This window comes from Paenibacillus sp. RC73 (assembly GCF_044908085.1).
GTDB classification, from domain to species: Bacteria; Bacillota; Bacilli; order Paenibacillales; family Paenibacillaceae; genus Paenibacillus; species Paenibacillus terrae_A.
The window spans coordinates 182,234-208,416 of the sequence record NZ_JBIYCV010000010.1; the positions used below are offsets into that span (position 1 = coordinate 182,234).

The following is a 26,183-nucleotide window of genomic DNA, read 5'->3' on the forward strand; positions in this document are numbered from 1 at the left end:
AAAAAATGGGTAATATAAATCAACACAGGAATTGGGGCGGTACTGGCAAAACCTATTCAGGAATTGGAGAGAGATTATGACATCAAAGGATGCGGCGGATAATGCTGCTATTGAACTGAAATCGAATGAAGCTGAGCGGGAAATGATTGAAATAGAGCTGTTGCTGGAAGGAATTCATCGGCTGTACGGCTACGATTTTCGTAACTATGCTCTGCCTTCGATCAAGCGGCGTATTTATTATCATGCACAGTCCGAGAAGGTTAGCACGATATCAGGGCTTCAGGAGAAGGTGCTACATGATCGCAGTGCCTTCGACAGACTGGTACAAAGCCTTTCGATTCCAGTAACCGAGATGTTCCGCGATCCAGAGCTGTTTTTAAATTTCAGGCAGAAAATAATACCGATTTTACGGACATATCCGTACATTCGAATATGGCATGCAGGTTGCTCGACAGGTGAGGAAGTATACTCGATGGCGATCATGCTGCATGAAGAAGGCTTATATGATAAAGCCCGTATTTATGCGACGGATATGAATAACCTGTCTTTACAGCAGGCGAAGGAAGGCGTATACGGAATTGATCGAATGAAGCTGTATACCAAAAATTATTTGGAGTCAGGAGGCACGCAATCGTTCTCCGAATATTATACAGCCAAGTATGATTCAGTCATGCTTCATCCTTTTTTACGTAAAAACATTATTTTTGCGGAGCACAACTTGGCGACAGACCGGTCCTTTAACGAGTTCAACGTTATTTTTTGCCGGAATGTCATGATTTATTTTAACGATGAACTTCGCAACCATGTACACGGGTTGTTTTATGATAGCTTGAGCCATTTTGGCGTATTGGTGCTTGGGGCCAAGGAATCCATACATTTTACCGATTATAGTGATTCCTACGAGCCGCTGGACCGGGTAGAAAAAATATACCGGAAGATTAAATAGAGATGCTTAGGAGGATCCCATGGGGCTTCATGAACCGATTCATATACTGCTGGTAGATGACAGACCTGAGAACCTGCTCGCTCTTGAAGCGGTGCTGGAGAGTGAACAATATAATTTGGTAAAGGCAACATCCGGGGAAAAAGCACTGCGATGTCTGTTAAAAGATGAATTCGCACTGGTAGTCCTTGATGTGCAAATGCCGGGTATGGATGGAATTGAGACTGCAAAGCTGATTAAGGCCAGAGAGAAGACGAAAGATATTCCGATCATCTTCATTTCCGCTAACAGTAAGGAAGCGGAGCATTTGTTTGCCGGTTATTCAGCGGGTGGTATTGATTATATGGTGAAGCCATTCATCCCTCAAATTCTCAAGTCCAAAATTGAAGGCTTTGTGCAAATGTATCTGACCAACAAACGCCTGAAAACACAGTCCATGCTGCTTCATCAGAAGACGCATGAGCTGGAAAAGATGAATAGCGAACTGATTGCCGCCAAGGAGGCAGCCGAAATCGCAGCCAATGCCAAAACGGAGTTCCTGGCTATGATGAGCCATGAAATTCGGACACCTATGAATGGTGTGATTGGCATGATTGACCTGTTAATGGGAACAGAGCTGCAAAGCGATCAGCAGGAATATGCCGATATCATTCGCCGCAGTGCAGATGCGCTCGTAGCGGTCATTAACGATATTCTGGATTTTACCAAGCTGGAGTCAGGCAAAATGGAGATAGAGGAATATCCGTTTGATCTGGTTTCCTGTATCAAGGAAGTTTTCAGCCTGTTTACGGTGGAAGTAAATCGAAAGAATCTGGAGATGGATTATTTTCTGGATGAGCAGCTACCGCCAGTGTTATACGGTGATATGGGAAGACTGCGTCAGGTTCTCATTAATCTGGTATCCAATGCCGTCAAATTTACAGATCGTGGTGGTGTATATGTCTTTGCATCGGTCAAAGAGTGTAGCGACGAAGGACTTACCATTGAATTTTCCGTGAAGGATACAGGCATTGGTATTGAGCCCGCCAAGGTTGGAAGGCTGTTTCAGCCCTTTTCCCAGCTTGATTCTTCGATGACGCGCAAATATGGTGGAACTGGTTTAGGGCTCGCTATTTGCAAAACATTGGTGAACATGATGGGCGGCGATATCCGTGTGGATACAAGTGGAGAGCAGGGGGTAACATTCCATTTTACAACGAAGCTTGGCTTTGCTCAGGAAAATGAACTGGAGGGAGAGTCCAGTCACGAATGGGAAATTCCCCATCAGAACTCCTCAAGCCGTAAACCTGTACTGGTCGTGGATGACCATCCGATCAACCAGAAGCTGATGGTCAATATACTGGATAAGCTCGGTTTGGCTTCGGATGTGGCAGCAGACGGGCAACAGGCGCTTGATATGGTCATGGCTAACCAGGATTATGACTATATCTTCATGGACCTGCAAATGCCTGTGATGGACGGATTAGAGTGTACGGGCAAGGTGCGTGAACAATTGGTGGGAAGGTCACAGCCTGCTATTATCGCCATGACAGCGAATGTGATGGAAGGTATTCAGCCCCGATGTATTGAGGCTGGAATGAACGATTATATTAGCAAACCCGTGAAAATCAGCAGTGTAAAACAGGCTCTACTGCGGCATTCTCCGAATCATTTTCCAATGCAATCAGGCAAAGACCAAATTCACGAGGCGTAGCCTGATGCGTAGATGGTGACATTTGGAAGGTGCAGAAAGCATCATACGGTGATTCAAGCGATCGTATAATGGGTTAGTATGTAAGGAAATCTTTTTTCGGGAGAGTAGGCCTATGAATACTAATAAAAATGAGAAGTTCAATGCGATTACAGAAACAAGTGAAGGAGTAAATACCGTTTACCTTAGCGGAGAGCTGGATCTTTCGGTGGCACCTGATTTTCGTCTGGTGATGGAGCCTTTGGTGGGGGAATCCGGCCAGGACTTGATTATTAACTTAAAAGAACTTAAATACATTGACAGTACAGGTATCGGTATTTTGTTATCTATTTTGAAGGCAAGGCATGGGATGGAGTCCCGGTTTGCCGTTCAGGAGGTACCACCTCAAATACAAAAACTGTTCGATATGACCGGTATTGCCAAATTCTTTGTCCCCCAGGAGAATTCCCAATAGGAAAGGAAAGAAAAAGAAATGAATGCTCAAATTCAAAAAGTTATTCTTAATTTGCCGGCAACTGCTGACTTTGTCGATATTGTAAGATTAAATTTGTACGGAATTGCCGCGAAAATGGGATTCTCTTACGAGGATATAGAAGACATGAAAGTGGCTGTATCTGAAGCCTGTAATAACTCTGTCCTTTATGCTTACGGTCATGAAGGCGGAGTGGTGGAAGTAACATTCGAATTTGACGAAGCTTCGTTGTCCATCCGCGTCAAAGATGAAGGGGAGAGCTTTGAACGAATGGAGAACCCGCCCCGACTTGCATCCTTGCATGACAAAGAGCTGAATGATGCGCAGGTAGGCGGACTGGGCTTCTATCTCATGCAGGCGCTTATGGACGATGTCCATATCTTGAATGAGACTGGAAAAGGTACGGAAGTCGTGCTTGTAAAGCGTCTGGTCAGAAGCGAGGAAAAAGTATGAATGAAAAGGTAACTCCCCCGGAGTCGATGGATGAAGCCGTTGGTCTAATCTGGGAGTACCAGCAAACCAAAGATAACGAGATTGCTACCGTACTGATCCGCAAGTATGAGCCGATGGTCAAGATGGCTGCCGGGAAAATCTCCCGTAACCGTCCGGACTTATACGAGGATTTATATCAAACCGGTCAGATGGCATTGATACGTCTGCTTCAGCAATACGATATCAGCTTGGGTATCCCCTTTGAACCGTATGCAATGAAAAGTATGCTGGGACATATGAAAAATTATTTGCGCGACAAATCCTGGTACATTCAGGTTCCCCGCCGCATCAAGGAAAAGGGTGCGCTCGTTCAGCATGCCATCGACGAGCTGACTGTTAAACTGGAACGTTCGCCGAATGTGAACGAGATCGCGGAGTATTTGGACCTTACTGTGGAGGAAACGATCGAAGTGCTCGCAGGCCGTGAGTGCTACCATTATGTGTCACTGGACTCACCTTTATCCCAGGAGGAGAGTGCGGCTACGTTAGGCGAGCTTATCAGCTCGGATGCCAATGACTACGACACCGTGGAAAAACGAATGGATTTACAACAAGCTTTAAGCCAGCTTAAAGAGCAGGAACAGAAGGTGCTCCTTCTGGCATTTCAGGATGGTCAATCTCAACGTGCGATTGCGCAGACCTTGGGCGTATCGCAGATGAGCGTATCCCGCATCCAGAAGCGGGCGACCGAGAAGCTGAAACAGATCATGTCTAATTCTTCTATCTCATGAGTGAAAGACGACCTTCATGGTTTCGATTACTGGACGTCACATCGTAAGGACACGCCATTCCATCAGGGAAGCGTGTCCTTTTTTAAAGCGGAAAAGGAGGGGGAGGAAGGGTGAAATCTACGGCAGCATTTGAACAGATTTCCTCCTTTCGCGGAGGGTGGGAATGGTGGGACATCGGCGCTACAGACTGGCAGGACCCCATTATACAAGAGCTGAAAGAGAAACTTCCGGAGGCCCGGGAATGGCTGGACAAGGTAGAGGACATCCCATCCAGTTTTATTTCTGTGCGCTTTCTGGATGGCGTTCAACCCTTGATATGCGGATCGCTGATCTATTCCATTCAGGAGGAAATCGACAGTCAACGCGATTGTAACAAGTTCTATTTCCTGGTCCTTGACCAGAAATTAGTGACCTTAAACCTGGATCAGAATACCCGCGAAATCATGCACACGGCCGAACGTCAAAAAATGCTCGACCGATGTGAAAGTGCAGCTGATGGCATGTTTGTACTGGCAAGGGCAGTTCTTCATTATTTTCATACGGGGATGGACAAATTCGAGATTAACCTGAGAAAACTGGAAGAGAATATGGAGAAAAGAAATGCCCGTACGCTAATGGACTCCATATTGAATGCGCGTTTTGAGCTGTTGTATTGGAGTAATATGTTCATTCCTTTTTCAGAACTGGTAACGGCTTCCCGGGAGGCGTATCTGGATGAGCTGGAGGAAAATCGCTTTTTTAAGCAGCTACTTCACCGTGTCAATCGAATGGAAGGGCTGTTTCGGCATTATGAAAAGGAAATTGACACGTTGATCTCCATTGACGATGCCATTTCTGCATTTAGGGGAAATGAGATTACGAAGACACTCACCATTGTAACAGCCGTATTTACGCCTGCAACCGTAGTGGGCGCCATTTGGGGCATGAACTTCGAGAACCTGCCCTGGATCAAAACAGGCTGGGGCTTCACCGCCGTGATTGCGGCGACCCTGTTAAGTATGGTGGGGATGTACGGCTGGCTGATGATGAAGGGATGGACAGGAGATTTGCTGAAAGCTAACAAGCGCAACAAGCTCTAGCTCAGTCATCCAAAATGTACAGATAAAAACGATCCATGGTAATGGGCTACGTGTACGCACGAACCTCTGGTTACTATGGATCGTTTGCCGTCTAATTTCCACCTTGGCTCATTTTAATATAGCCCAGCAGCTCGGCAATAAAATCTCCGATGATCGGAAGATTCAGTTGTACAAGGAAGCTGAGCAGCCAAGCGAGCAGAGCGAGTATGACGACCGTACCCAGCGTAAGGCCAAGCCCCCTTGCAATGCCTGCGGTCAGGTTACTGATGATCCTTTTTTTAGGATTGGAATAGGTTTCCAATACATCGCGAAATTCTACTCTTTCCAGCATGTCGGCTATTTGATCTAAGCGCTTATTAAGCCGCTTCACCTCATGACGCAGTTCAAAAGGGTGCTCATTCACATCAAAATCCCTTGTTTGATCCTGACCCTGTCGGGGATGAAAGGTCCGTTTGTTGTTTACGCTAAGATTATCTCCATACGAGTTTGGCTTGCTCATCGTCATCCCTGCCTTTCTGTCATCTAAAAAACAGCCAGCTTCGTGCATGCTGGCTGTTCAGTGCTTTAAGGTCTATTCTTGTTGTACACAGAATTCCCTGTCATTAGGAAGTGGTGTTTAATTGTTTTTGCGTTTCCTTGGCAGCTTGGGCCGTTGCATCCATAATTTCTTGATCAGCCTTGACTGCTTCATCAGCAACATCGGCAGAGGCTCTGGCTACGCTGGATAAAATAATGTCTTTGCTACCAGATATGGTTTTAGCTACATCTTCTGTTTTAGTGGAAACCGTTTTAGCCAGATCCGTTGCTTTGTTGCTGACTACGGATGCAACGTCTTTTGTTTTATCGGCAACCACTGTAATTTTATCAGACAAATCGCTGCGCAAATCGCGACCCGGCTTCGGCGCGAACAGCAGGGCTGCCGCAGCACCAATCAAACCTCCGATGAATAAACCCTTTGCAAAGCTTGAAGTATTACCTACCGTATTTTGATTATCAATGTTACTCATGTCATATCACTCCTCTTATAGAATAAAAAAATATATAAATGTTAGGTAGCACTTCTTAAAAGCCTGGACACAAGTCCGAGCAGGAACACAAATAATGCGGTTCCGAGTATGGCAGGAATGACTGCAAAATCACCGATGACCGGACCCCAGTTTCCCAGCAGCGTGACACCGAGCCAAGCTCCTACAAATCCGGCGATCATAGAGCCTGCAATGCCGCCGGGCATTTCATGGCCAGCGAGAGCGTCGCCAATCAATCCGATAATAATAGCCATTACTATACTTAATACTATTCCCCACACACGGATCGCCTCCTTTATCCTTCAGTTTAGCAGAATCATAATGCTTTTTGTGAGTGCTGAGTTTAGAGTGCTGCGTTGTCTTGCTTACTTCGTATATAAACGCCGTGACTCCGTGTGAAACAAGAAACCGTCTCGAACCGCTTACGGGCGGGGAACAGAAGGAGGCAGAGAACCCTGCAGCCGTGCTCGCCAATAGATAACAGGAACGGTAAACACGAGCCAAATGATTCCTGCGATATAACCACCCGCTATGTCGGTTGGAAAGTGAACCCCCAGATAGACACGGCTTAGCCCGATCAGGAGAATCAAAAGTACGCCAAGAACGCAGGGAAGGAAGATAGAGCACTCATGAATTTTTCGTTCTATCGCCCAAATGGCAAAAATCATGCCGTAAAATCCCATGGAAATCATGGCGTGCCCGCTGGGAAAACTATAGCCGCCGACTTCTACCAAATGTTGAAGGGATGGGCGCTCCCGTTGCAAAACTTCTTTAATGAGCGTGTTCAACACCCACATGGCCGTAAAGCTGCTTATTACTGCAAAGGCATAAGCTCTCGAACGGAGATATACCCGGCACAAGGCGGCAATACCCAGGGCAATGAGTAAAGAGACACGGAAGGAACCGAAAGACGTAATGAATACAGCGACAGGCAGGGGCTTGTGATGAGCCGCCGTTGTGTCTGGAAAGATTGCAGCCTGAATGCGTTCATCCCAATATAAAAAAGGAGCTGTACCGATCCATCGAACAATGTAGGCAATGAGAAGCAAAACGGCAATCAAGACGATGGATGCGTACAGACTGCGACGTAAATAGTATGGCAAAAAACGGGATGGCTGAGGTTCATGGGACAGCATATGTAGGGAATCTCCTCCTTATGGCTTCGTACATAGATTTATCTTTTCGTACTATAAACTTAACCAATATTGAACTTGAGAGCAAAACGTGACTGGAGCACCGCTCTGTTAATTAAAAATACAAGCTAGAGGTAATGTGGAAGTGTCTGAACTAGTGTTGGCAGATCTATGATAAAGACATCCGCGAAGAAATCCATCAGAGAATGAAAAAAATAAAGCTCGTATCCCGTTGCGCGTCTGTTGATGCGAACGGAGATACGAGCTTTATTTACGGGCACAGGCCGCTACCATGAACAGTGTCACCCAAGATGGTAGGCTGTAAGTAAGCTAAACGGCGTGCATCTGTCTTCTGATTCAGGAGGGATTACGTAATCTGCCCAGCTCGGAGACGATGGCCTCGACTTCTGAAATACTCAGATTAGGCTTGCTTATCACCATTTCATAGACATCACGGAGATCCTCGTATTGCTCCAGAGAGAAAGCGGAGGACTGCATAGCAGCGCCACTCGCCATACGAAGCTTGGTTTTGATGCCTTCAATCATATGTTCAATGTTGGCATGAGACGGTACAGACAAATCCATCGTTAATGTTCCATCCTTTCATAATCAGGGGAAGTTGCCTGTATTGTACCATGTTTTTGTTGTAGAATGTACTGAAAGTCAGATTATCGGTCAACGGCCGGATCAAGGAGGATGGACGAAGGTGTCTTTGTATAATCGGGCTTCCGTATCCAGGCGCTCTTCTTTAGACAGTAATGCAGAAAAAACAGATCGCAAAGGGCTCGTACCGTTTTTTCGGGAAATTCATTCTCTTCATGAGGTGAATAAGCTGACCTTTGTTTGTATCGGCACGGATCGTTCGTCAGGCGATACACTGGGACCGCTGGTCGGCACCATGCTTATGGAACAGGGCTTTCCACATGTGATAGGCACCATGACTGAGCCGTGCGACGCGGATCATCTGGTTTCGTATTTGGAGCGTATTCCCCAGGACCATCATGTGATTGCCATAGACGCTTGTCTGGGGCAGCAAGGATCGGCGGGGATGTTTCTGGTTGCCCGTGAGCCGCTAACTCCGGCGCGTTCGGTCGGACTGGCCCTGCCGTCTGTCGGAGATTACAGCGTCGCAGCCATTGTGAATGAGCGTAGTCCCAAACCCTACTGGACATTGCAAATGACATCACTACATCTCGTCATGACGATGGCTGCACACATAGCCCATGCTGCGTCTTGCGGGTTTGGCTTAAGAGCAGATTCGCAAGAATTTCCAGAGGGATACCGTTTCAGATATTGATGGTCTGCTTAATAATATACATCAGCATGTTCTAATCATAATATATTCGCACCAATAGATTATATACAGAGAAAGAAGGGTTCCACATGGAAAAGGTACTATGTGAAGGAACGACGATCTGCTATGCCGAACAGGGAAAAGGAGAGCCCATCATCCTGTTGCACGGATTTTGTGGAAGCTCTTCCTATTGGGATAAGGTTGTTCCATTGCTGTCCCAAAGCTATCGCTGCATTGTTCCGGATTTGCGTGGTCATGGACGTAGCGATGCTCCGCTTGGAGCCTACACGATTGATCAAATGGCGAATGATGTGCTTAAGCTTCAAGAGCAACTGGACATTCCACAGGCTGCCTGGTTCGGCCATTCCCTAGGGGGCTATTTGACGCTTTCTGCGGTACAGCGCCATCCCGAGCGACTTACAGCCTTCGGGCTGATTCACTCAACCGCCTATGCGGATACAGAGGAAGGAAAAGAAAAACGGAACAAGGCCGTATCCACCATTCAAACAGAGGGAATCACCGCATTTGTAGATGGACTCGTTCCCGGACTTTTTGCTCCACAACACGTAGAGTCCTTTTCGGATCAGGTGCTCAAGGTCAAAGAAATCGGTTATAAAACGCCGCCACAAGGAGCCGTAGGCACATCTTTGGCGATGCGTGAGCGTTCTGACCGCCGTGACGTGCTGTCGGCTTCCACCTTGCCCACTCTGTTAGTGGCGGGGGAGCAGGATCAAGCGATTCCTCCCGCCCGGACGTTTACGACGGATCGGGCCGGGGTCACTCAGGTCACCATATCTGAAGTTGGCCATATGAGCCTGTTCGAAGCGCCGGAACAACTGGCACATGCCATTTTGGCATTTTTACAACAAAACATCCAGCAGTAAGCCCGAGCAGCAAAGCCAAAAACCGGAACCATCTGGTGCAAATACAGAGGGTCTCCGGCTTTTTTGCGTTTTAAATTGATTTTGGTTGTACAAACTGGTTTCCGTCTTGACTGAGTCATTTGGCTTTTGCACAAGGATGACTTACAATCAGAAGTGTAATGGTTCCTGGTTGTCGAGGCATCGGGATGAAAGGAAGGGAACGGCTTGCTCAGAAAAGATTATTTGCTCAGTATGATGGAAGAAATGACATCCGCAGTGGCATCGGTGCTCGGTCTAAGGCGTGAAAATAAACACGTCGAAGTGCTGAAACAACTGGATGACCTGCTTAACAAGCAGTTTCGTCTTCGTTCAGATTTGCTCAGACGATTGCCGCCGGAACAAATTATTGAGCTTTTCCGACTGGGTCCCGGTATTGAAGCGGACAAGCTTCAGCAGGTGGCTCGCATATTGGAAGAAGAAGCCGCTATTTACCTGGAAACCGACAGAACAGACGAGGGGATACGAATCTTGATTAAATCCCTTCATCTATACTTGTACAGTGATTTGAATGGCGCGACCCGTGACATTCAGGTTCTGCCTGAACGAATTGCGTGTATCGTCAATTTGGTTCGGGAATATGAGCTACCAGCCGATACAAGCAAGCTGCTGGCTGTCCATTACGAGCGAGAGGACAGACTGGACGAGGCCGCTGATGTCTGGTTCGGACTGGCATGGGAGCAGCCGGAGCTGCTGCCAGAAGCAGAGGCATTTTATAATCAATTGCTGGATAAGACTGATGCGGAGCTTCAACGGGGTGGACTTTCACGCCGGGAAGTAACCGAGGGTTTGGTCGAGATTACCCAACTACATGAAAGAAAGTGAGATGTACCTTTTGGATTCACTGCGTGAACTTATATACCAACTAACTACAGGAGGATCCCTCATAACCGCGACGCTGAGTCAGCTTCGTAAACGGGAGGATGCTTCCTTTACTAAAGTGCAAATCAAGCCTGTGGAATTGAAGAACAAGCTGCATTACCAGTTTGCTTTTCATTACAGCAACAAAGTCATTCATGAAAACCTGCCCCCTGACGAAGCTAACGAGCGCATGACCGCCTTGTTTGAGGACACGTTCCGTCAAGGACTTTTGTGTGCGAAGGATGCGGACTATCAGGTGCTGATCAGTAAAAAATATAAAGTGTCTATTTTGACAAAATCACCGAGCAAAAGTACAGCCGACCTGTCTCATAACCGCAAAAAGCAATATGTGCTGGAAGAAGGAGAACGGATTCCTTTCCTGATTGAGCTTGGGATTATGAATGAGGACGGCAAGGTACTGGCCCGCAAGTATGATAAGTTCCGCCAAATCAACCGTTTTCTCGAAATGGTGCAGGATGTACTGCCTAACCTTCCCGTAGGCCGCCCGTTAACCATTGTGGATTTTGGCTGCGGCAAATCATATTTGACCTTTGCGCTGTATCATTATTTGGCAGTACAGCAAAAACGACCTTTGCAGATCGTGGGTCTGGATTTGAAGGCAGATGTTATTGAAACCTGTAATCTTCTGGCTCAAAAGCTGCAATACCGCCAATTGGAGTTTTTGGTCGGTGATATCGCGGACTATAACGAGCTGGAGCAGGTGGATATGGTCGTGACTTTACATGCCTGTGATACCGCAACGGATGCCGCGCTGGAGAAGGCAGTTCGTTGGGATGCATCTGTCATTTTGTCGGTTCCGTGCTGCCAGCATGAGCTGTTTAGCCAGTTGGAAAATCCGGTGCTGGAGCCATTGCTTTCCCATGGTATTTTGAAGGAGCGCTTTTCAGCGCTGGCAACAGACGGTATCCGGGCCAAGCTGCTGGATATGATGGGATACCGGACACAGTTACTGGAATTTATCGACATGGAGCATACGCCTAAAAATATTTTGATCCGTGCCGTCAAAGGGCAAGCAGGGGAACGCTCTGTTTTATGGCGTGAATACACGGCATTTCGGGATTTTATTCATGCTGATCCTTATTTGGAGCGTGCTTGTGCGGATTTGCTTCCCGAGGGAGCAGGGCAGACGAAGAAACAGGGATAGAAATATAGCAAAAGTGGGGCCACTGCGGGGTGGCTCCACTTTTTTTGTAAATCACAGTTTACAGTTGCCGTTACAGGTTGCTCCCTTTGCGTAGCCTATTCTTGGATACGCAGAATTATCCGCCATAGGCACTTCTAAAGGCAGTGCACAAAACGGCGCGATCTACCTTCCACAATGCCGCGAGTTCCTCACTGACATCCTCATCCCACCAGTCGCACAGTAGTCTGCGGTTGCTGTGGTTTTCGGCGATCCAGATGAGGTGTCCAGCGATCTTGCGGCAGTACAGCTCCTCGCCCTGCTTGACCAGCTCGGGAGCGATGTGAAGAGGCAGACGCTTGCAGGTTCGGTACAGCTCTTTGCTGCATGCGCGCCGGATACCACGAGCCGTGGGTAAACGAGATTGTGGATTGTTATGTTTGGGGATTTTGCCGGGAGGCATATCATATCCCCTCCTCTCTCTCACAACTTATGCGGGCAGAAGAGCGAGGGTCACTGACCTCCCTGTTTGGGCGAAGTGGCGACTTGTTCTGCCGCTGTGATACACTAATGAAAATAGAGAAACAGGCAGGGAGTGGGAAGAAAAATGGACCATATATCTAGTATCATTAATTATTTGTTTGAGATCATTCGTAGTCTTGGGTATTTTGGTATTATGCTAGGCCTGATGGTTGAGGTCATTCCAAGTGAAATTGTCCTCGCTTATGGGGGCTTTTTAGTTTCCTCGGGTCACATTAATTTTTTTGGTGCGGTCGTGTTTGGAACCATTGGCGGAGTGCTGGCACAACTGTTTATTTACTGGATTGGACGCTATGGCGGCAGACCGGTATTGGATAAGTACGGAAAATACATACTCATCAAAAAAAGCCATGTCGACCACGCCGAAGCCTGGTTTAACAAATACGGCACAGGGGTCATTTTCACAGCCCGCTTTATCCCTGTTGTGCGTCACGCGATCTCCATCCCTGCCGGGCTGGCTCGCATGAGTGTATGGCGCTTTATTGTTTTGACGACGCTAGCAGTTATACCTTGGTCTGTTCTGTTTATATATTTAGGAATGCTGCTTGGAGACAAGTGGGAGCAGATTGACGAAGTGGCAGCACCTTATATCAAACCGATTTTGCTGGTTGCCCTTGCGCTCTTGATCATTTATTTTGTTATCAAATGGATTGTGTCCAAAAAGAAGAAAGGGAGTGTATAACATGAGTCGTACTAACGTGTCGCAATATTTTGGAAAAGGTCTGAGCCCCGAACAGTTTATGGAGGGGATGGAAAAGAACAAGGAAGCCTTCCGCTCCGGGTATGATCAGTTTGTGTGGAACCGTGAAGAGGACCGTGAGTATTTTGAAAGCCTGAACCATCGGGACGACCTGCGTGTACTCATTTTGGCCGCCGACTGGTGTGGAGATGTAGTTCGCAACGTGCCAGTTGTATTCCGCGCGCTGGAGAATAGCGGGATTCCGACTGAAGTACTGATTTTGGAAAATCATCAAGCGCTGATGGACGACTTCCTGACGATGGGCGGACGTGCTGTGCCGATTGTGATTTTTGCCGATACAGGGGGTCATGTACTGGGTCACTGGGGACCGCGCCCTACACATGTTCAACAAATTATGATCGGGTTCAAACGTGAAAATCCAGATCGGGAAGCCGATGATTATCAAGAAAAAATTGCGGTGGCCCGTAAAGAAATGGCTGAGAAATATGGGGAGGGAACCGAGGTTCATCCTGTAATTGTTCAGGAATTGCGCGAGCTCATCTCGGGATTTTAAAATATGACGTTGTCTATTCGCAGCTATAATCTGGGCCCGCTCCAAACGAATGCCTATTTGCTTCAGGGGGATGACCCGCAGCGTGCCGTTATCATTGATCCTGGCATGAATCCGGGTTCTTTGCTGAGAGCCATTGAGTCACTGAAGATTGAAGCCATCTTGCTGACCCATGCTCATTTTGATCATATCGGTGGAGTGGATGAGATTCGCAAAGCGAAGGGCTGTCCGGTTTATCTGCACCCTTTGGAGCAGGACTGGCTTACATCCCCTAAATTAAACGGCTCTTTGATGTGGCCCGAGGCATCCCCGCCGATCTCGACGGAGCCTGCCGAATATGATTTGGCGGAAGGTCAGCAATTGAACCTGATCGGGCATACATTCAAGGTGTTCCATACACCTGGGCACTCACCCGGAAGCGTCAGCTTTTTGTGTGGTAAGGACTTGTTCTCCGGCGATGTATTATTTCGTCAGGGTGTCGGCCGCACAGACTTGACAGGTGGGAGGGAACGGGACTTGTACGATTCCATTCAGAACAAATTGTTCCCGCTTGGAGATGACATTACGGTGTATTCCGGTCATGGTCCCAAAACGTCCATCGGGTATGAGAAAGCCAACAATCCGTATATACGATAAAAAGTGATGAATGTTTTCAGCTGGGGCATAATCAAGGTTGTGACAGGTTTTGCCCCATTTCGACAACAAATTATAAATTATGTATAGACAAAGGTTTTTATTTTTGTTAACATACACATATTGAAGTTACATACTAAACTCGCGAAGCACGCAAGCTGTGGATGAATCCCGGTTTGCGTTCTTTTTTTTGCCCATTAAGAGGATAAAGAGGCATTTGGCCGTCAGATCACAAGGGGGAGCATCAATGAAAAGGAAGTATATATCTGGGTTACATCGTGAGAATGGAGATAGCCGCCATTTTTCCATAAAGACAGAAGACGGAGCTTCTGTGCAAGGTTCTGAACCGAAGGTAATAACTTGGAAAAAGGTAACAAAACAGGACGGAACCATTGCACAGAATTGGCACACAAGGCTGAATGAGTACAGACTGGGACGTGGAGACGGACAGTTTTGAAGATACATAGATGATATAGACAAGCTACTTTTTTTTTAGTAGACTTAGCAGATAAGTTCAGACAAACGGGGGGGCTAACGATGCATCATTTAGGAACTAGAATTATGATCGTCGCGGATGCTTTTGAGCAGAATCTTCCTGTAGGCGAACATGGTTATATCATTGCTTACGACCGTAACGCGGACAATGCTTTTGACTATGTCATTCGCGTCCCGAAGGTGAATCGCAACTTTTTTGTACCGTCCGGGGACATCGAGCTGGAAGAAAGTATTTTGAAGCTGGAAGCCGAGCGGATTGAGCGTGAAGCGCTGATAGATTACGCCCTTGCTACGCATAATGAGAAGCTGTTCAGACATGTGATGAACGGTGGTCTTGATTCGGTAGAGGTTGAGGAAGAAGAAACCGCGACAGAATTGTTGTCACAGGCTGATTTTATTAGACAAGTCAATTTACGTGCTTGGATATAGGGGGGGCGGCTAATGCCGACTCTTTTGAAGAATATATAATTAGCACGTTTTTAGCTCCTATCGCTTTTCGAAAGAGCACCGAGAGGTGCTTTTTTTTATATACATTTAGTAACATTTACCGCTCTGCTATACAGTTTGATTCTGTACCGCGTCAAAGATTGAATTGTAAAGGGTTCTATCCTATAATTAAAAACGTTATTTCAAAGTTCGGTGCAGCATTTTTGATATCAGGATTTTGCAAAATTTGATTCCAGTCGCTCTGAAGTGCAATATATAGACGAACTAGACCCTTTCGATCTATATATTGTTCATTGGAAGTCGCTTATTGGATTTTTGCAAAATCCTCTTATACACGAGGAGGTTTTTGTATGAACATTTCCACGGAAGATGTCCGTCACGTAGCCAAGCTGTCCCGGTTGAATCTGACCGCAGTCGAGGAAGACACAATGACAGGGCAATTGAACGCTATTCTTCATTATGCGGAGAAGCTGAATGAGTTGGATACGGAAGAGGTAAAACCGACCACTCATGTGCTGCACGTCAGCAATGTCATGCGGGACGACGAAGTTCGCGAAAGTTTGACACACGAGCAAGTGATGCGCAATGCACCTGAAGAAGAAGACGGACAGTTTAAAGTTCCTGCTGTTCTGGAATAGATTTCACATTTGAAAGGAGGATGCAAATTGAGCTTGTTTGATAATACATTGCCGGAAATACATAACAAGCTGCATCAAAAGGAAATTTCCGTGAGTGACCTGGTGGGTCACGCTCTGGAGACGATTGGTGCGAGGGAAGACAAGATCAAGGCCTATATTACGGTTGACGAGGAGCAGGCACGTGCATCCGCACGTCAGCTGGACGATCATCTGATCTCGGGAAAGGAACGAGGTTTGCTGTTTGGCCTGCCGGTCGGCATTAAGGATAACATTGTGACAGAAGGGCTGCGTACAACATGCGGCAGTCAGTTTTTGAAGAATTTTGATCCCGTGTACGATGCAACGGTTGTTGGCAAATTGCGTACGGCGCAAACCGTGACACTGGGCAAAATGAACATGGACGAATTCGCCATGGGCGGCTCTAACGAGAACTCCAGCTTCTTCCCGGCACGAAATCCTTGGGATCTGGAACGCGTTCCCGGCGGCTCCAGTGGCGGCTCGGCTGCGGCTGTAGCAGCAGGCGAGGCTTATTTCACCCTCGGTTCTGATACAGGCGGATCCATTCGCCAGCCTGCGTCCTATTGTGGCGTAGTGGGCTTGAAGCCAACCTATGGTCTGGTATCACGTTTTGGCCTGGTGGCCTTTGCTTCCTCTTTGGACCAAATTGGACCGATTACGAAAAATGTTCAGGATTCGGCGTACGTCCTTCAAGCCATTGCAGGCTATGATCACAAGGACTCCACTTCTGCCAAGGTAGACGTTCCTGATTACTTGAACGCTTTGACCGGAGATGTAAAAGGGCTTCGTATTGCTGTACCTAAGGAGTATCTGGGTGAGGGTGTCGATCCACAGGTCAAGGAAAAGGTGCTGGACGCGCTGAAAACGCTGGAAGGACTGGGCGCGGTATGGGAAGAGGTTTCTCTTCCGCACACCGAATATGCGGTAGCCACATACTATCTGCTGGCTTCATCCGAAGCATCGTCCAATCTGGCCCGTTTTGACGGTGTACGCTATGGCGTACGTGCAGACAATCCGGACAACCTGCTGGATCTGTACCATCAATCCCGCACGCAGGGCTTTGGCCCCGAGGTGAAGCGCCGGATTATGCTGGGCACCTATGCGCTGAGTTCCGGGTACTATGATGCTTACTACTTGAAAGCTCAAAAAGTGCGTACACTGATCAAACAGGATTTTGATCGTGTGTTTGAACAATATGATGTCATTATCGGACCTACTGCGCCGACCACAGCTTTTAAAATCGGTTCGCAAGTGGATGATCCATTAACGATGTATTTGAACGATATCTTGACGATTCCGGTGAGCTTGGCTGGAGTGCCAGCCATCAGTATCCCTTGTGGTCTTGCAGATGGATTGCCGGTTGGACTGCAAATTATCGGAAAAGCCTTTGACGAGTCTTCCGTGCTGCGTGTAGCGCATGCATTTGAACAAAATACCGAATTTCACAAGCAGCGTCCGCAGCTGTAATTTGCCGAAAAGGAGGGAACCCATTCATGACTACTACTACATCCAAATATGAGACGGTCATCGGACTGGAAGTCCATGTGGAACTGCATACGAAGTCTAAAATATTTTGCGGATGCTCGACATCCTTCGGAGCACCGCCAAACTCGCATACATGTCCCATTTGTCTTGGGCATCCGGGGGTACTGCCAGTATTAAACCGTCAGGCCGTTGATTATGCGATGAAAGCGGCGATGGCGCTTAATTGCACGATTGCTGATGTGAGCAAGTTTGACCGCAAAAACTATTTTTACCCCGATTCACCCAAGGCTTACCAAATCTCGCAATACGATCAGCCGATCGGCGAGCATGGCTGGATTGATATTGAAGTGAACGGCGAGACAAAGCGTATCGGTATTACCCGACTGCATCTGGAAGAGGACGCAGGCAAATTAACACATGTCGATGGCGGCTATGCGTCTTTGGTTGATTTTAACCGGGTCGGTACACCGTTGGTCGAGATCGTTTCGGAACCGGAAATATCTTCACCTGAAGAAGCCAAGGCTTACTTGGAAAAGATACGTGCTATTATGCAGTATTGTGACGTATCCGATGTGAAGATGGAGGAAGGCTCGCTTCGCTGCGACGCGAACATTAGCCTTCGTCCGCATGGACAGCAAGAGCTAGGTACTAAAGCAGAGCTAAAAAACATGAACTCCTTCCGTGGAGTACAGCGCGGATTGGAATATGAGCAGTTCCGCCAGGAACAGACGCTGGAGGAAGGCGGAACGATTGTACAGGAGACACGTCGTTGGGATGAGGCCCAAGGTAAAACTCTGTCCATGCGCGGTAAGGAACAGGCGCATGACTATCGTTATTTCCCGGATCCGGATCTCGTTACGCTGCATATTGATGCAGAATGGAAAGAACATATTCGTGCTTCGATTCCTGAACTGCCTGACCAGCGAAAAGTTCGCTACACCTCGGAATATGGATTGCCTGAGTATGATGCACAGGTAATTACGTCTTCCAAGCCACTGGCCGATTTGTTCGAGGATAGTCTTCAATACACGAAGGATGCCAAAGCAGTATCCAACTGGATTATGGGGGATTTGCTCGGGTATTTGAACAGTGCAGGTGTGGAGCTGTCGCAGGTTAAACTGACAGGTCGGGGCTTGGGTGAAATGATCGGACTGCTGGAGAAGGGGACGATTAATAGTAAAATCGCTAAAACGGTCTTCAAGGAAATGCTGGAGAGTGATAAACTGCCGCAGCAAATTGTTGAAGAAAAAGGGCTTGTGCAAATCAGTGACGAGGGTGCGATCATGACGATCGTTGAGCAGGTTGTAGCGGCTAACCCGCAATCGGTTGAGGATTACAAAGCTGGCAAGCAGAAGGCCATCGGATTCCTGGTTGGTCAAGTGATGAAGGAGAGCAAGGGCAAAGCAAATCCTGGCCTCGCCAACAAGCTGCTGACGGAAGTGTTAAACCGCTAATGGCATAGATTTGAAAGGGGTTTGTCTTATAGGGACAGGCCCCTTTTTGTATAGGCTCTGTGATGAGCTGCGGTACGCAATTTGGAAGTGCAATGGCATGTTACGAGTTTCTCTATAGAAAGCAGTAGCACAGCCTGCCCTGAATAAAAGGAGGGATACAGCATGATTAGCATATGTTCATTGGAAGATGATGAAATGGTCAGTCAGATATGGCATCTTCAGCACATCGCTTACAGACTGGAGGCTGAGCGGATCGGTTTTGATGAAATACCACCCCTTATGGATACGTTTGATACGCTGCGAAGCTGCGGAGAGACATTCTATGGCTGGATTGAGGACGGCGACCTGCTAGGGGCGCTGGCGGTGCAGTCTGAGTCGTCCGATTCGCTCACTCTTGCACGTATGATGGTTCATCCGGATCATTTTCGCAAAGGGATTGCTGACTCCTTAATGAAGCATGTTTTGAATGAATATCATCATATACCGTTGTTTATCGTATCTACAGGAACTTTAAATGCTCCTGCGGTGGCCCTTTATCGAAAACATGGCTTTCGCCCCGTATCGGTGGTAGAGGTGGCTCCGGGCGTGGAATTAACCACATACCACCTGCATAACGTGAAATAGCACTCAAATAGCCTTACTAGCACAGAAACCACGAACCCGGCGAGGGAAGCACAACATAACCGGAGAAGGGAGCTTTATGGATAATCCTTGGGTTATAGACAATTCGCATATCATTTTACGGCTTTTGCTGTCCATGCTCCTCGGTGGATGCATTGGCTTTGAGCGCGAGCGTTCAAAGCATGCGGCTGGTTTGAGGACTCATATTATGGTGAGTCTCGGTTCGACGCTTATTATGCTGCTCTCCATTTACGGCTTTGCCGATTTTATCAAAGAAGCCAATGTACGTATTGATCCGGCTCGCTTGGCTACAGCTGTGATTACGGGAGTGGGTTTTTTAGGCGCTGGAACTATTATATTTACAGGCAAGTCCATCACTGGTTTAACGACAGCCGCCTCTATCTGGGTGGTAGCAGCTATTGGCCTTGGAATTGGAGCAGGGTTTTATTTTCCATCTATAGCGGCGACTGTACTCGTATTTCTAAACTTATGGGTGTTTAACAAAATCGAGTTGCGGTATATGCGAGGACGCCAGCCTCATCTGATTACACTGTATGGGTTGTCCTCTCACGGATTACTGGAGCAAATTTCGACTTATTTAGAGCAAGAAAAGGTGGAAATACGTAAAATAGTGATCAAAGAGCATGAAAATGTACCTTTTCACGAGGTCCACCCGGATCGGCAGAGCATGGAGGTTTCCTTGGAGGTGCTGGCCCGCGGCGATTTTAATCCGGTGCGTATTGCAGCCGATCTCAGGCAGTGGGAGGATGTAGCGGCAGTTTCCGTGGAATGAGGGTTTAACATATTTTTTCCAGTTACTCTTGAATCCGATTGGGGTACTATCTAACCATTGGAGCATTTGCTGCGGATCACGCATGGAATTCAAGGGGGGAGGATGGCATGGACTCGGAACAACCGATACTGTCTGGAGAGGAACAAAAGTCACCGGAGCCGGAACAGCGGGAACATCCCAAACAGGGTAAACGTTTTAAATACGCTAAATTTCGCAAAGGTATTTCCATTATAATGGCAGCATTGTTACCCGGACTGGGGCATCTTTTTTTAGGGCTCTTCATTAGAGGGCTTACATTTATCGTATTGCTTCTGTTAGATATTTTTGCGATGCTGTATGTCGCTTCTGACGGCTTGAGAATTAACATTCCGTTGCTTATTTTGCTCGGCTTGTTCATTCCTGTTTTGTATTTTTATAATGTATATGACGTGTTACAATCAGCGGATTATATGGTTCGCTATCGCCGTAAGCCGGATCGTAATGCACAGATGGATGCACGAGGACAGCAAAGCAGTCCATTTTATGCTTGGGAGAGAGGCTTGTCTTTTGCCGTGCTGCTTGTGGCGGGTGGCGGACTTATGATTCTGTTTCGTATGAAACCACGCTGGCTGGGCAACTTTTTCGAGGATTATGGCTTTTTGACGTTAGCTATTTTATTAATGCTGATCGGACTATTAGTCTTTTTGCGAGAAGTCGGCTTGTCGGTCAAGCGTAAAAAGGTTAAGGAAAGAGGGTGAAGCTGGCGTGCACCGCAAAATAAGAGTCGGGCGCTACACCTCTTCGCTTCTGTTGATGGCTGTAGGCGTTCTGCTTATCCTGGATGTTGTTCAACATACCGAATATATGCTTTTGCTGCTCATATGGTGGCCCGTTATTTTTGTGCTGTGGGGACTGGAGTATCTGATTTTTTTTGGGGTGTACTACCGCAAGGAGGGCAAGCCCGACAACGGACGGCGTTTCAGACCTGATCTGAAGGGAATTGTCTCCGCATTGGTCGTGGCCGCTGCTGTTTTTATCGTGACCCAGCAAAATCATTATATGTATCTGTGGAACAGGGTTAGTTTGAATCTGACCGCGGCGTCCATGGATTTTAGCCAGGCGAAAGGAAATCGATATGATATGGGCGGCATCCTGGTGCCTGTAACGATGCAGACGTCCGATTTGATAGTTGATTCGGTCAATGGCGATGTAACGCTGATCAGACGACCTGTATTCAATGTAGAAGTACGTGCGACCCTGTGGGTGGATCAAGCGCCTGCTGCTGAAGCGGACAAGATTGCTCAAGGCTCCTCGCTGACTTCTACCGACGGCAAGACCATTCAGATTCGTCCTGAGGTACAATCATACGGAGCATCGAGCAGACGTCAGCCCCGTACGAATATGCTAATTACAGTGCCAGAGGATCGGCGATTTAATATGCAGATCAGAACCTCCAACGGGGATATTACCCTGAACGGAGTAGATGCTATCGACAGCATCCGGCTTGAGAGCGGAAATGGGAATCTGACGGTTAATGATGCTATCGGCAATGTCAAAGGAGTCACCTTGAACGGTCGGATCAAATTGCATCGTATCACCGGAGATGTAGATATGCGAACCAATCGCGGCGATATGCAGGCAGGGGATATTGAAGGAACGGTTGCGCTACGCACGATGGTAGGCGACATTCAGCTTGCCCGCTCGGAAGGTGATATTACGGTTGATACCCAAAATGGTGACATGAACGTTCTGAATCCCACAGCCAAGCTGAATGCAAATTCGCTCAATGGCGGGATCAAGGTGCACAGCGAGCAGGTAGGTGGAGATTGGAAAATATACAGTGCTGTCGGTGATATTGCGTTGGATCTTCCGTCGAATGGTGACTTTCAGTTGGAGGGGTCCAGCAGTTACGGCAATCTTCGATCAGACTTCCCTTTTAAAATAGATAGTAAAAGTATCTCAGGCCAAAATGGGACAGGTAAGTACTCGATCAACGTGGAAGGCAACAGTAATTTAACGATCAAGAAGCTACTAATGCCATCGCTGCCTGGCTTGGACGAGTCGGCAGGAACGAATGTGCCTAATGCGTTAGAAACGCCTGCGGCTCCATCTGAATCTCCCGCTACCGGAGCCTCTAACGGGTCATCCAGCGATAATGCGGCGCGTTGACAAGAAACTTGAATTGACCGTACAATGTGAATAGACGTACAACGTGAATAGACGTACAACGTGAATAGAATGTAAAATAGTTGTAATAAAGCAAATCGTAAGTAAGGGATAAGGCGGTGGACATATATGGCAGCTCGCGTCCAGCATGCTTTGGAACTTCTAAAGAAGACAGGTGTACGCATAACACCCCAGCGCCATGCCATATTAAACTATTTGATGGAATCTATGGGACATCCGACCGCTGATGAAATATATCGTGCGCTCGAATCCAAGTTTCCAAGCATGAGTGTGGCTACGGTTTATAATAACTTAAAGATGTTTATAGAAGCGGGTATGGTACATGAGTTGACCTATGGAGATAACGCCAGTCGTTATGATGCCAATGTTTCGGAGCACTATCACATCATTTGCGAAAAATGCGGAAAGATTGAAGATTTCAGTTATCCGTATTTGGCAGTTGTGGAACACCATGCCTCGTTAGAGACAGGTTTCGAAGTGCATGGACATCGTATGGAGTTATACGGAGTGTGCAAAGCTTGCATGAACAAGGAAATTCAGCAAAATAAGGAATAGAAGTTTTTCGGTGCGGTATGTATATATTGTAATGGGTTGGAAACGTGAGAAATTCCCCACAAGCGGGGATTTACCGCGTTTTTTTGTTTAAATAACTTGTCTGTCAGCAACCAGTTCAGTTTACGTTATCCTGTAATTCAAAGTTCCGACAATGGAGGTTGAATATTGGCCAGAAATCATTCCAGACGCCGCCGTAAACGTTCACGTTTCAAAGGGGCTACAAGCTTGCTGTTGTTCGCAGCGATCATCTGCGCAATTACTGTCGTATGGTTCGGTAATCCACTGCATGAAAAACCCGATTGGCAAGGCAGTATCCGCCCCATTTTTATCCAGGGAAAGCTAACCGGGTATGAAGCTCAAAACTCTGGCAAGAACATGCTGGTACCACTCAAATTTGTGCAAAGTAAAATCAATCCAGCGATTCGTTACGAGGATGACAGCCAAACTATCATTTTGGCTACGAGGCAAAATTTGCTACAAATGACCGTTTCCAAGCCGCAGGGGGAATTGAATGGAACATCATATACGCTCAGTGCAGCTCCCCAGATTATTAGTGGATCGGTTTATATACCTATGCAAGCTGTCCGTGAAGTATATGGTGTATCCGTTCATGAAGACACAGTGACGGGTGCAGTCATCCTGATGAAAGCCGGAGAGAAAGTCAAACTGGGAAACGTGGAGAAGAAGGATGGACGACAGGATGCCAAAATTGCTTTGCGTAAAGAAGCCTCCAGCCTGTCTTTTATTTTGACGGATATACCTCAACAAACGAAGGTGCGCATTTGGTCCAAACAGGCTGATTGGTATTTTGTTCAACTGGATAACGGCTACGCTGGATATGTGCAGGCGGCCAACATCTCTGAAGGAGAGGAGCTTGCGGTCGCCCCGGCTAAAGATACTCCATCTATCTCGGAGAAGCACTGGGAGGGAAGACCTGTTAACCTCGCCTGGGAGGCCGTTTACAACCGTAAACCTGATCCTTCCAAATTTGACCCTATGCCTGGAGTGAATGTGGTGAGTCCCACCTGGTTCAGTGTCATAGATAATGAGGGCACCGTACAAAGCAAAGCGGACCCTGCCTATGTCAGTTGGGCGCATCGCAAGGGGATGGAAGTATGGGGCTTGTTGAGCAACAGCTTTAATCCTGAATTAACGACAGAGGCCTTGTCTACCTTTGAACGGCGAAAGTCGATTATAGATCAGATGATTACACTTGCCGGGGAAAATGGTCTGGACGGTATCAATATTGACTTTGAAAATGTTCATACGAAGGATGGACCCAATGTCACCCAATTTCTGCGAGAGCTTAAGCCGATGGCACGTGAACATGATTTGATATTGTCTATTGATGTGACACCTAAATCTCAAAGTGAGATGTGGTCTGCTTTTCTGGATCGAAAATCATTGGGTTCCATTACGGATTATCTCATGGTTATGGCCTATGATGAGCATTGGGCAGCCAGCCCGAAGGCTGGTTCAGTCGCCTCGCTGCCGTGGGTGGAAGCGTCGATCAAGCGAATCATTCAGGAGGATGAAGTACCATCTCAAAAAGTTGTCTTGGGCATTCCGTTATACACTCGTGTATGGTCTGAAACACCTAAAGGGGACACCATCAAGGTTAGCTCCAAATCACTCGGTATGGAGTCAGCAGCAGCGATTATCGAGAAATTTAAGCTAAAGCCTAAATTCAGAGCGTCGGAAGGCCAGAATTATGTCGAGTATAATGAAGACGGCATTGTTAAAAAGATTTGGCTGGAGGATCGTGTATCGCTGGAAGCGAGGGTACAACTTGCCAAGTCATTGAAACTTGGGGGAATCGGTGTATGGAACCGGACCTTTGCGAATGAAGCCGCTTGGGATTCTTTAAAAGAAATAAGTAAATGAGGAATTTGCAAAAATCCTGAAATAAAACATAAAATTTATAGAATTGAAGAAGGAAGTTTCTTTTTTATGTAGAAATGTTCACATATATCCAAATTTAGCGGTAATGGCCGCCTTACAGGTATGGAGGGAGAAGTGCAGCTAACCAAATTAAGCTTGATGTATGATGAATTGTTGCAGGAAGATTCGATCGGCATTATTTTGTATAGAAAGCCGAGCGAATATTTTCATGGAGCCATGCTGTACGATTTTGATGAACTCATTCTAATTATTGGAGAAAGCCGGAAGCCAGCCCGTTCCATTCAGCATTTACTGATTAATGGCTTAAGGTGTCAGGTGTTGTACGCAACACTGGATTGTCTGAAAGGGTGGATTATCGCCGGTGAACATGCCATCATAATAGATTATTTACTGGAAGGCCACATCATATGGGAGCGGGATGAAAGGGTCAGTCTTTTAAGGCGGGAAATTATTGAATTCAACGGCCCGTTACGGGAGCAAAAGCAATTTCATGAGTTCGCCCGTTTTCTGGCTAATTACGTTCATGGTAAAAGAGCGATGCGAGAAGGTCGGATTATTGACGCTCATCAGAGTATTCTGAAGGCGTTGGATCATTGGGCATCCATTGAGCTTATTGAGCGGGGGATTTATCCGACGGTTCACTTGTGGGTTCAGACACAGCCGTTGGATCGAACGATCTACAAGCTGTACAACGAACTCACGTTAAGTACGGAAACTCTTGAGCAGCGGGTTGAGCTTGTGCTGCTTGCTTGCGAATTTTCAGTGATGTCTAAAATGGAGGGGTGCTCAGCACCGCTATTCCGCATTTTAGGCAGCAGACGGGAGCCCTGGTCCATAGATGAGCTTATCAATCATCCTGAGCTAAAAAATCTCCAACTGGATCTTACCGTAGTGCTACGTAAGCTCGTATACCGCTCATTGATCAGGGAATCGGCTGGCGGGAATCTCAGGAATCGCGGACACCATAGTGAATTACGTTATTCCCTTATTTAATTGATACATCGAATCAGCGGGAGGAAGGTCCGTTAAAACGGGTTTTTCTTCCTTTTTTATTCGTAATAGAGTCACATTGACGCTCAAAACATAAAAATTGTCGTTAAAGGTTGACGAGTTTATAAAAGATATGCTAAGTTATAACTCGCCCCATTAAGCAGCATGAATAATTTAGACCTGTTTACAGCAGGATAAATATGTTGCAAACAAGCATGAAAATAAATTTTAAAAAAATGCTTGACGTAAAATAAGGTTATGTGTTACATTATTTAAGTCGCCGCTGAGACGCGGTGGTGAAACGAAGCAAGACAAAATGTAGGTTTGATCTTTGAAAACTGAACAACGAGTGAGTACGGATTTTGCTTGCAAAATCCAACGCTGAGATTTTGGTACATGCCGTCAGGCTGTATAA

General features: G+C 47.0%; 31 protein-coding genes. 25 read left to right on the forward strand and 6 right to left on the reverse strand.

Annotated features, from left to right (window positions below; all coding sequences use genetic code 11):
* The first annotated feature begins 76 nt into the window (after positions 1-76).
* From ABH897_RS22055 to ABH897_RS22080, 6 genes are all read left to right on the forward strand, one after another.
* Complete coding sequence (locus ABH897_RS22055) at positions 77-946, forward strand: CheR family methyltransferase (RefSeq protein ID WP_404520799.1); 870 nt, start codon at positions 77-79, stop codon at positions 944-946.
* Between the two features lie 19 nt (positions 947-965).
* Positions 966-2,636, forward strand: coding sequence for a response regulator (locus ABH897_RS22060; RefSeq protein WP_283653286.1), 1,671 nt, complete (start codon positions 966-968; stop codon positions 2,634-2,636).
* A 112-nt stretch (positions 2,637-2,748) separates the two neighbouring features.
* The gene (locus ABH897_RS22065) at positions 2,749-3,087 is read left to right on the forward strand and encodes an STAS domain-containing protein (RefSeq protein ID WP_283653285.1); all 339 of its coding nucleotides are present in this window, start codon (positions 2,749-2,751) and stop codon (positions 3,085-3,087) included.
* Positions 3,088-3,105: 18 nt separating this feature from the next.
* Entirely contained in the window at positions 3,106-3,558 is a 453-nt protein-coding gene (gene rsbW / locus ABH897_RS22070; RefSeq protein ID WP_404520800.1) for an anti-sigma B factor RsbW, read from the forward strand.
* The gene (locus tag ABH897_RS22075; protein ID WP_014278091.1) at positions 3,555-4,328 is read left to right on the forward strand and encodes a sigma-70 family RNA polymerase sigma factor; all 774 of its coding nucleotides are present in this window, start codon (positions 3,555-3,557) and stop codon (positions 4,326-4,328) included. Before rsbW ends, ABH897_RS22075 begins: the two co-directional genes overlap by 4 nt.
* 110 nt (positions 4,329-4,438) lie before the next feature.
* Entirely contained in the window at positions 4,439-5,407 is a 969-nt protein-coding gene (locus ABH897_RS22080; RefSeq protein WP_404520801.1) for a magnesium transporter CorA family protein, read from the forward strand.
* Between the two features lie 91 nt (positions 5,408-5,498).
* On the opposite strand, the gene ABH897_RS22085 is transcribed toward ABH897_RS22080, so the two are convergent.
* From ABH897_RS22085 to ABH897_RS22105, 5 genes are all read right to left on the reverse strand, one after another.
* On the reverse strand, positions 5,499-5,912 hold the full coding sequence (locus ABH897_RS22085; protein ID WP_283653281.1) for a DUF5665 domain-containing protein: 414 nt from the start codon (positions 5,910-5,912) through the stop codon (positions 5,499-5,501).
* Positions 5,913-6,009: 97 nt separating this feature from the next.
* On the reverse strand, positions 6,010-6,414 hold the full coding sequence (locus tag ABH897_RS22090; RefSeq protein ID WP_283653280.1) for a YtxH domain-containing protein: 405 nt from the start codon (positions 6,412-6,414) through the stop codon (positions 6,010-6,012).
* A gap of 41 nt (positions 6,415-6,455) precedes the next feature.
* Positions 6,456-6,713, reverse strand: coding sequence for a GlsB/YeaQ/YmgE family stress response membrane protein (locus ABH897_RS22095; RefSeq protein WP_404520802.1), 258 nt, complete (start codon positions 6,711-6,713; stop codon positions 6,456-6,458).
* Positions 6,714-6,854: 141 nt separating this feature from the next.
* Positions 6,855-7,568 carry a phosphatase PAP2 family protein gene (locus tag ABH897_RS22100; protein ID WP_283653278.1) on the reverse strand — a complete coding sequence of 238 codons (714 nt, stop codon included), beginning with the start codon at positions 7,566-7,568 and terminating at the stop codon, positions 6,855-6,857.
* Between the two features lie 354 nt (positions 7,569-7,922).
* A complete protein-coding gene (locus ABH897_RS22105) occupies positions 7,923-8,150 on the reverse strand; it encodes a DUF1128 domain-containing protein (protein WP_283653277.1) in 228 nt (75 codons plus the stop codon).
* Between the two features lie 121 nt (positions 8,151-8,271).
* Between ABH897_RS22105 and yyaC the strand changes: the two genes are divergently transcribed.
* The 4 genes from yyaC to ABH897_RS22125 all read left to right on the forward strand — a co-directional run bounded on the left by yyaC (position 8,272) and on the right by ABH897_RS22125 (position 11,805).
* The gene (gene yyaC / locus ABH897_RS22110; RefSeq protein ID WP_283653276.1) at positions 8,272-8,862 is read left to right on the forward strand and encodes a spore protease YyaC; all 591 of its coding nucleotides are present in this window, start codon (positions 8,272-8,274) and stop codon (positions 8,860-8,862) included.
* A gap of 86 nt (positions 8,863-8,948) precedes the next feature.
* Positions 8,949-9,743: an alpha/beta fold hydrolase gene (locus tag ABH897_RS22115; RefSeq protein WP_404520803.1), complete on the forward strand. Its 795-nt coding sequence runs from the start codon at positions 8,949-8,951 to the stop codon at positions 9,741-9,743.
* Positions 9,744-9,947: 204 nt separating this feature from the next.
* Positions 9,948-10,604 (forward strand): DUF6483 family protein, encoded by a 657-nt coding sequence (locus tag ABH897_RS22120; RefSeq protein ID WP_404592700.1) that lies wholly within the window; start codon positions 9,948-9,950, stop codon positions 10,602-10,604.
* The gene (locus ABH897_RS22125) at positions 10,591-11,805 is read left to right on the forward strand and encodes a class I SAM-dependent methyltransferase (protein WP_283653274.1); all 1,215 of its coding nucleotides are present in this window, start codon (positions 10,591-10,593) and stop codon (positions 11,803-11,805) included. The genes ABH897_RS22120 and ABH897_RS22125 overlap by 14 nt, the downstream gene beginning before the upstream one ends.
* Positions 11,806-11,920: 115 nt before the next feature.
* Here the strand turns inward: ABH897_RS22125 and ABH897_RS22130 are convergent, their stop codons facing one another.
* Positions 11,921-12,244, reverse strand: coding sequence for a dehydrogenase (locus tag ABH897_RS22130; protein ID WP_404520811.1), 324 nt, complete (start codon positions 12,242-12,244; stop codon positions 11,921-11,923).
* A gap of 144 nt (positions 12,245-12,388) precedes the next feature.
* Between ABH897_RS22130 and uptA the strand changes: the two genes are divergently transcribed.
* The 15 genes from uptA to ABH897_RS22205 all read left to right on the forward strand — a co-directional run bounded on the left by uptA (position 12,389) and on the right by ABH897_RS22205 (position 25,771).
* Positions 12,389-13,003, forward strand: a complete 615-nt coding sequence (gene uptA, locus ABH897_RS22135) for an undecaprenyl phosphate transporter UptA (protein ID WP_283653273.1) — start codon at positions 12,389-12,391, stop codon at positions 13,001-13,003.
* A gap of 1 nt (position 13,004) precedes the next feature.
* Positions 13,005-13,574 carry a thioredoxin family protein gene (locus ABH897_RS22140; protein ID WP_283657312.1) on the forward strand — a complete coding sequence of 190 codons (570 nt, stop codon included), beginning with the start codon at positions 13,005-13,007 and terminating at the stop codon, positions 13,572-13,574.
* Between the two features lie 3 nt (positions 13,575-13,577).
* A complete protein-coding gene (locus ABH897_RS22145) occupies positions 13,578-14,207 on the forward strand; it encodes an MBL fold metallo-hydrolase (RefSeq protein ID WP_283653272.1) in 630 nt (209 codons plus the stop codon).
* Positions 14,208-14,451: 244 nt separating this feature from the next.
* On the forward strand, positions 14,452-14,661 hold the full coding sequence (locus ABH897_RS22150; RefSeq protein ID WP_283653271.1) for a hypothetical protein: 210 nt from the start codon (positions 14,452-14,454) through the stop codon (positions 14,659-14,661).
* Between the two features lie 80 nt (positions 14,662-14,741).
* Positions 14,742-15,128, forward strand: a complete 387-nt coding sequence (locus tag ABH897_RS22155) for a hypothetical protein (protein WP_014278076.1) — start codon at positions 14,742-14,744, stop codon at positions 15,126-15,128.
* Between the two features lie 368 nt (positions 15,129-15,496).
* The gene (gene gatC, locus ABH897_RS22160) at positions 15,497-15,784 is read left to right on the forward strand and encodes an Asp-tRNA(Asn)/Glu-tRNA(Gln) amidotransferase subunit GatC (RefSeq protein ID WP_283653270.1); all 288 of its coding nucleotides are present in this window, start codon (positions 15,497-15,499) and stop codon (positions 15,782-15,784) included.
* Positions 15,785-15,811: 27 nt separating this feature from the next.
* Positions 15,812-17,269 carry an Asp-tRNA(Asn)/Glu-tRNA(Gln) amidotransferase subunit GatA gene (gene gatA / locus ABH897_RS22165; protein ID WP_283653269.1) on the forward strand — a complete coding sequence of 486 codons (1,458 nt, stop codon included), beginning with the start codon at positions 15,812-15,814 and terminating at the stop codon, positions 17,267-17,269.
* Between the two features lie 26 nt (positions 17,270-17,295).
* On the forward strand, positions 17,296-18,741 hold the full coding sequence (gatB, locus tag ABH897_RS22170; RefSeq protein WP_283653268.1) for an Asp-tRNA(Asn)/Glu-tRNA(Gln) amidotransferase subunit GatB: 1,446 nt from the start codon (positions 17,296-17,298) through the stop codon (positions 18,739-18,741).
* Between the two features lie 162 nt (positions 18,742-18,903).
* Positions 18,904-19,365 (forward strand): GNAT family N-acetyltransferase, encoded by a 462-nt coding sequence (locus ABH897_RS22175; RefSeq protein WP_404520804.1) that lies wholly within the window; start codon positions 18,904-18,906, stop codon positions 19,363-19,365.
* Positions 19,366-19,441: 76 nt separating this feature from the next.
* On the forward strand, positions 19,442-20,155 hold the full coding sequence (locus tag ABH897_RS22180; protein WP_283653266.1) for an MgtC/SapB family protein: 714 nt from the start codon (positions 19,442-19,444) through the stop codon (positions 20,153-20,155).
* 107 nt (positions 20,156-20,262) lie between these two features.
* Complete coding sequence (locus tag ABH897_RS22185; protein ID WP_404520805.1) at positions 20,263-20,892, forward strand: hypothetical protein; 630 nt, start codon at positions 20,263-20,265, stop codon at positions 20,890-20,892.
* A gap of 7 nt (positions 20,893-20,899) precedes the next feature.
* Positions 20,900-22,303 (forward strand): DUF4097 family beta strand repeat-containing protein, encoded by a 1,404-nt coding sequence (locus tag ABH897_RS22190; protein WP_283653264.1) that lies wholly within the window; start codon positions 20,900-20,902, stop codon positions 22,301-22,303.
* 126 nt (positions 22,304-22,429) lie between these two features.
* The gene (gene perR, locus ABH897_RS22195) at positions 22,430-22,876 is read left to right on the forward strand and encodes a peroxide-responsive transcriptional repressor PerR (protein WP_283653263.1); all 447 of its coding nucleotides are present in this window, start codon (positions 22,430-22,432) and stop codon (positions 22,874-22,876) included.
* 165 nt (positions 22,877-23,041) lie between these two features.
* Positions 23,042-24,760, forward strand: a complete 1,719-nt coding sequence (locus tag ABH897_RS22200) for a glycosyl hydrolase family 18 protein (protein WP_283653262.1) — start codon at positions 23,042-23,044, stop codon at positions 24,758-24,760.
* Positions 24,761-24,892: 132 nt separating this feature from the next.
* Positions 24,893-25,771 carry a nucleotidyltransferase-like protein gene (locus ABH897_RS22205; protein ID WP_283653261.1) on the forward strand — a complete coding sequence of 293 codons (879 nt, stop codon included), beginning with the start codon at positions 24,893-24,895 and terminating at the stop codon, positions 25,769-25,771.
* Positions 25,772-26,183: the final 412 nt, after the last annotated feature.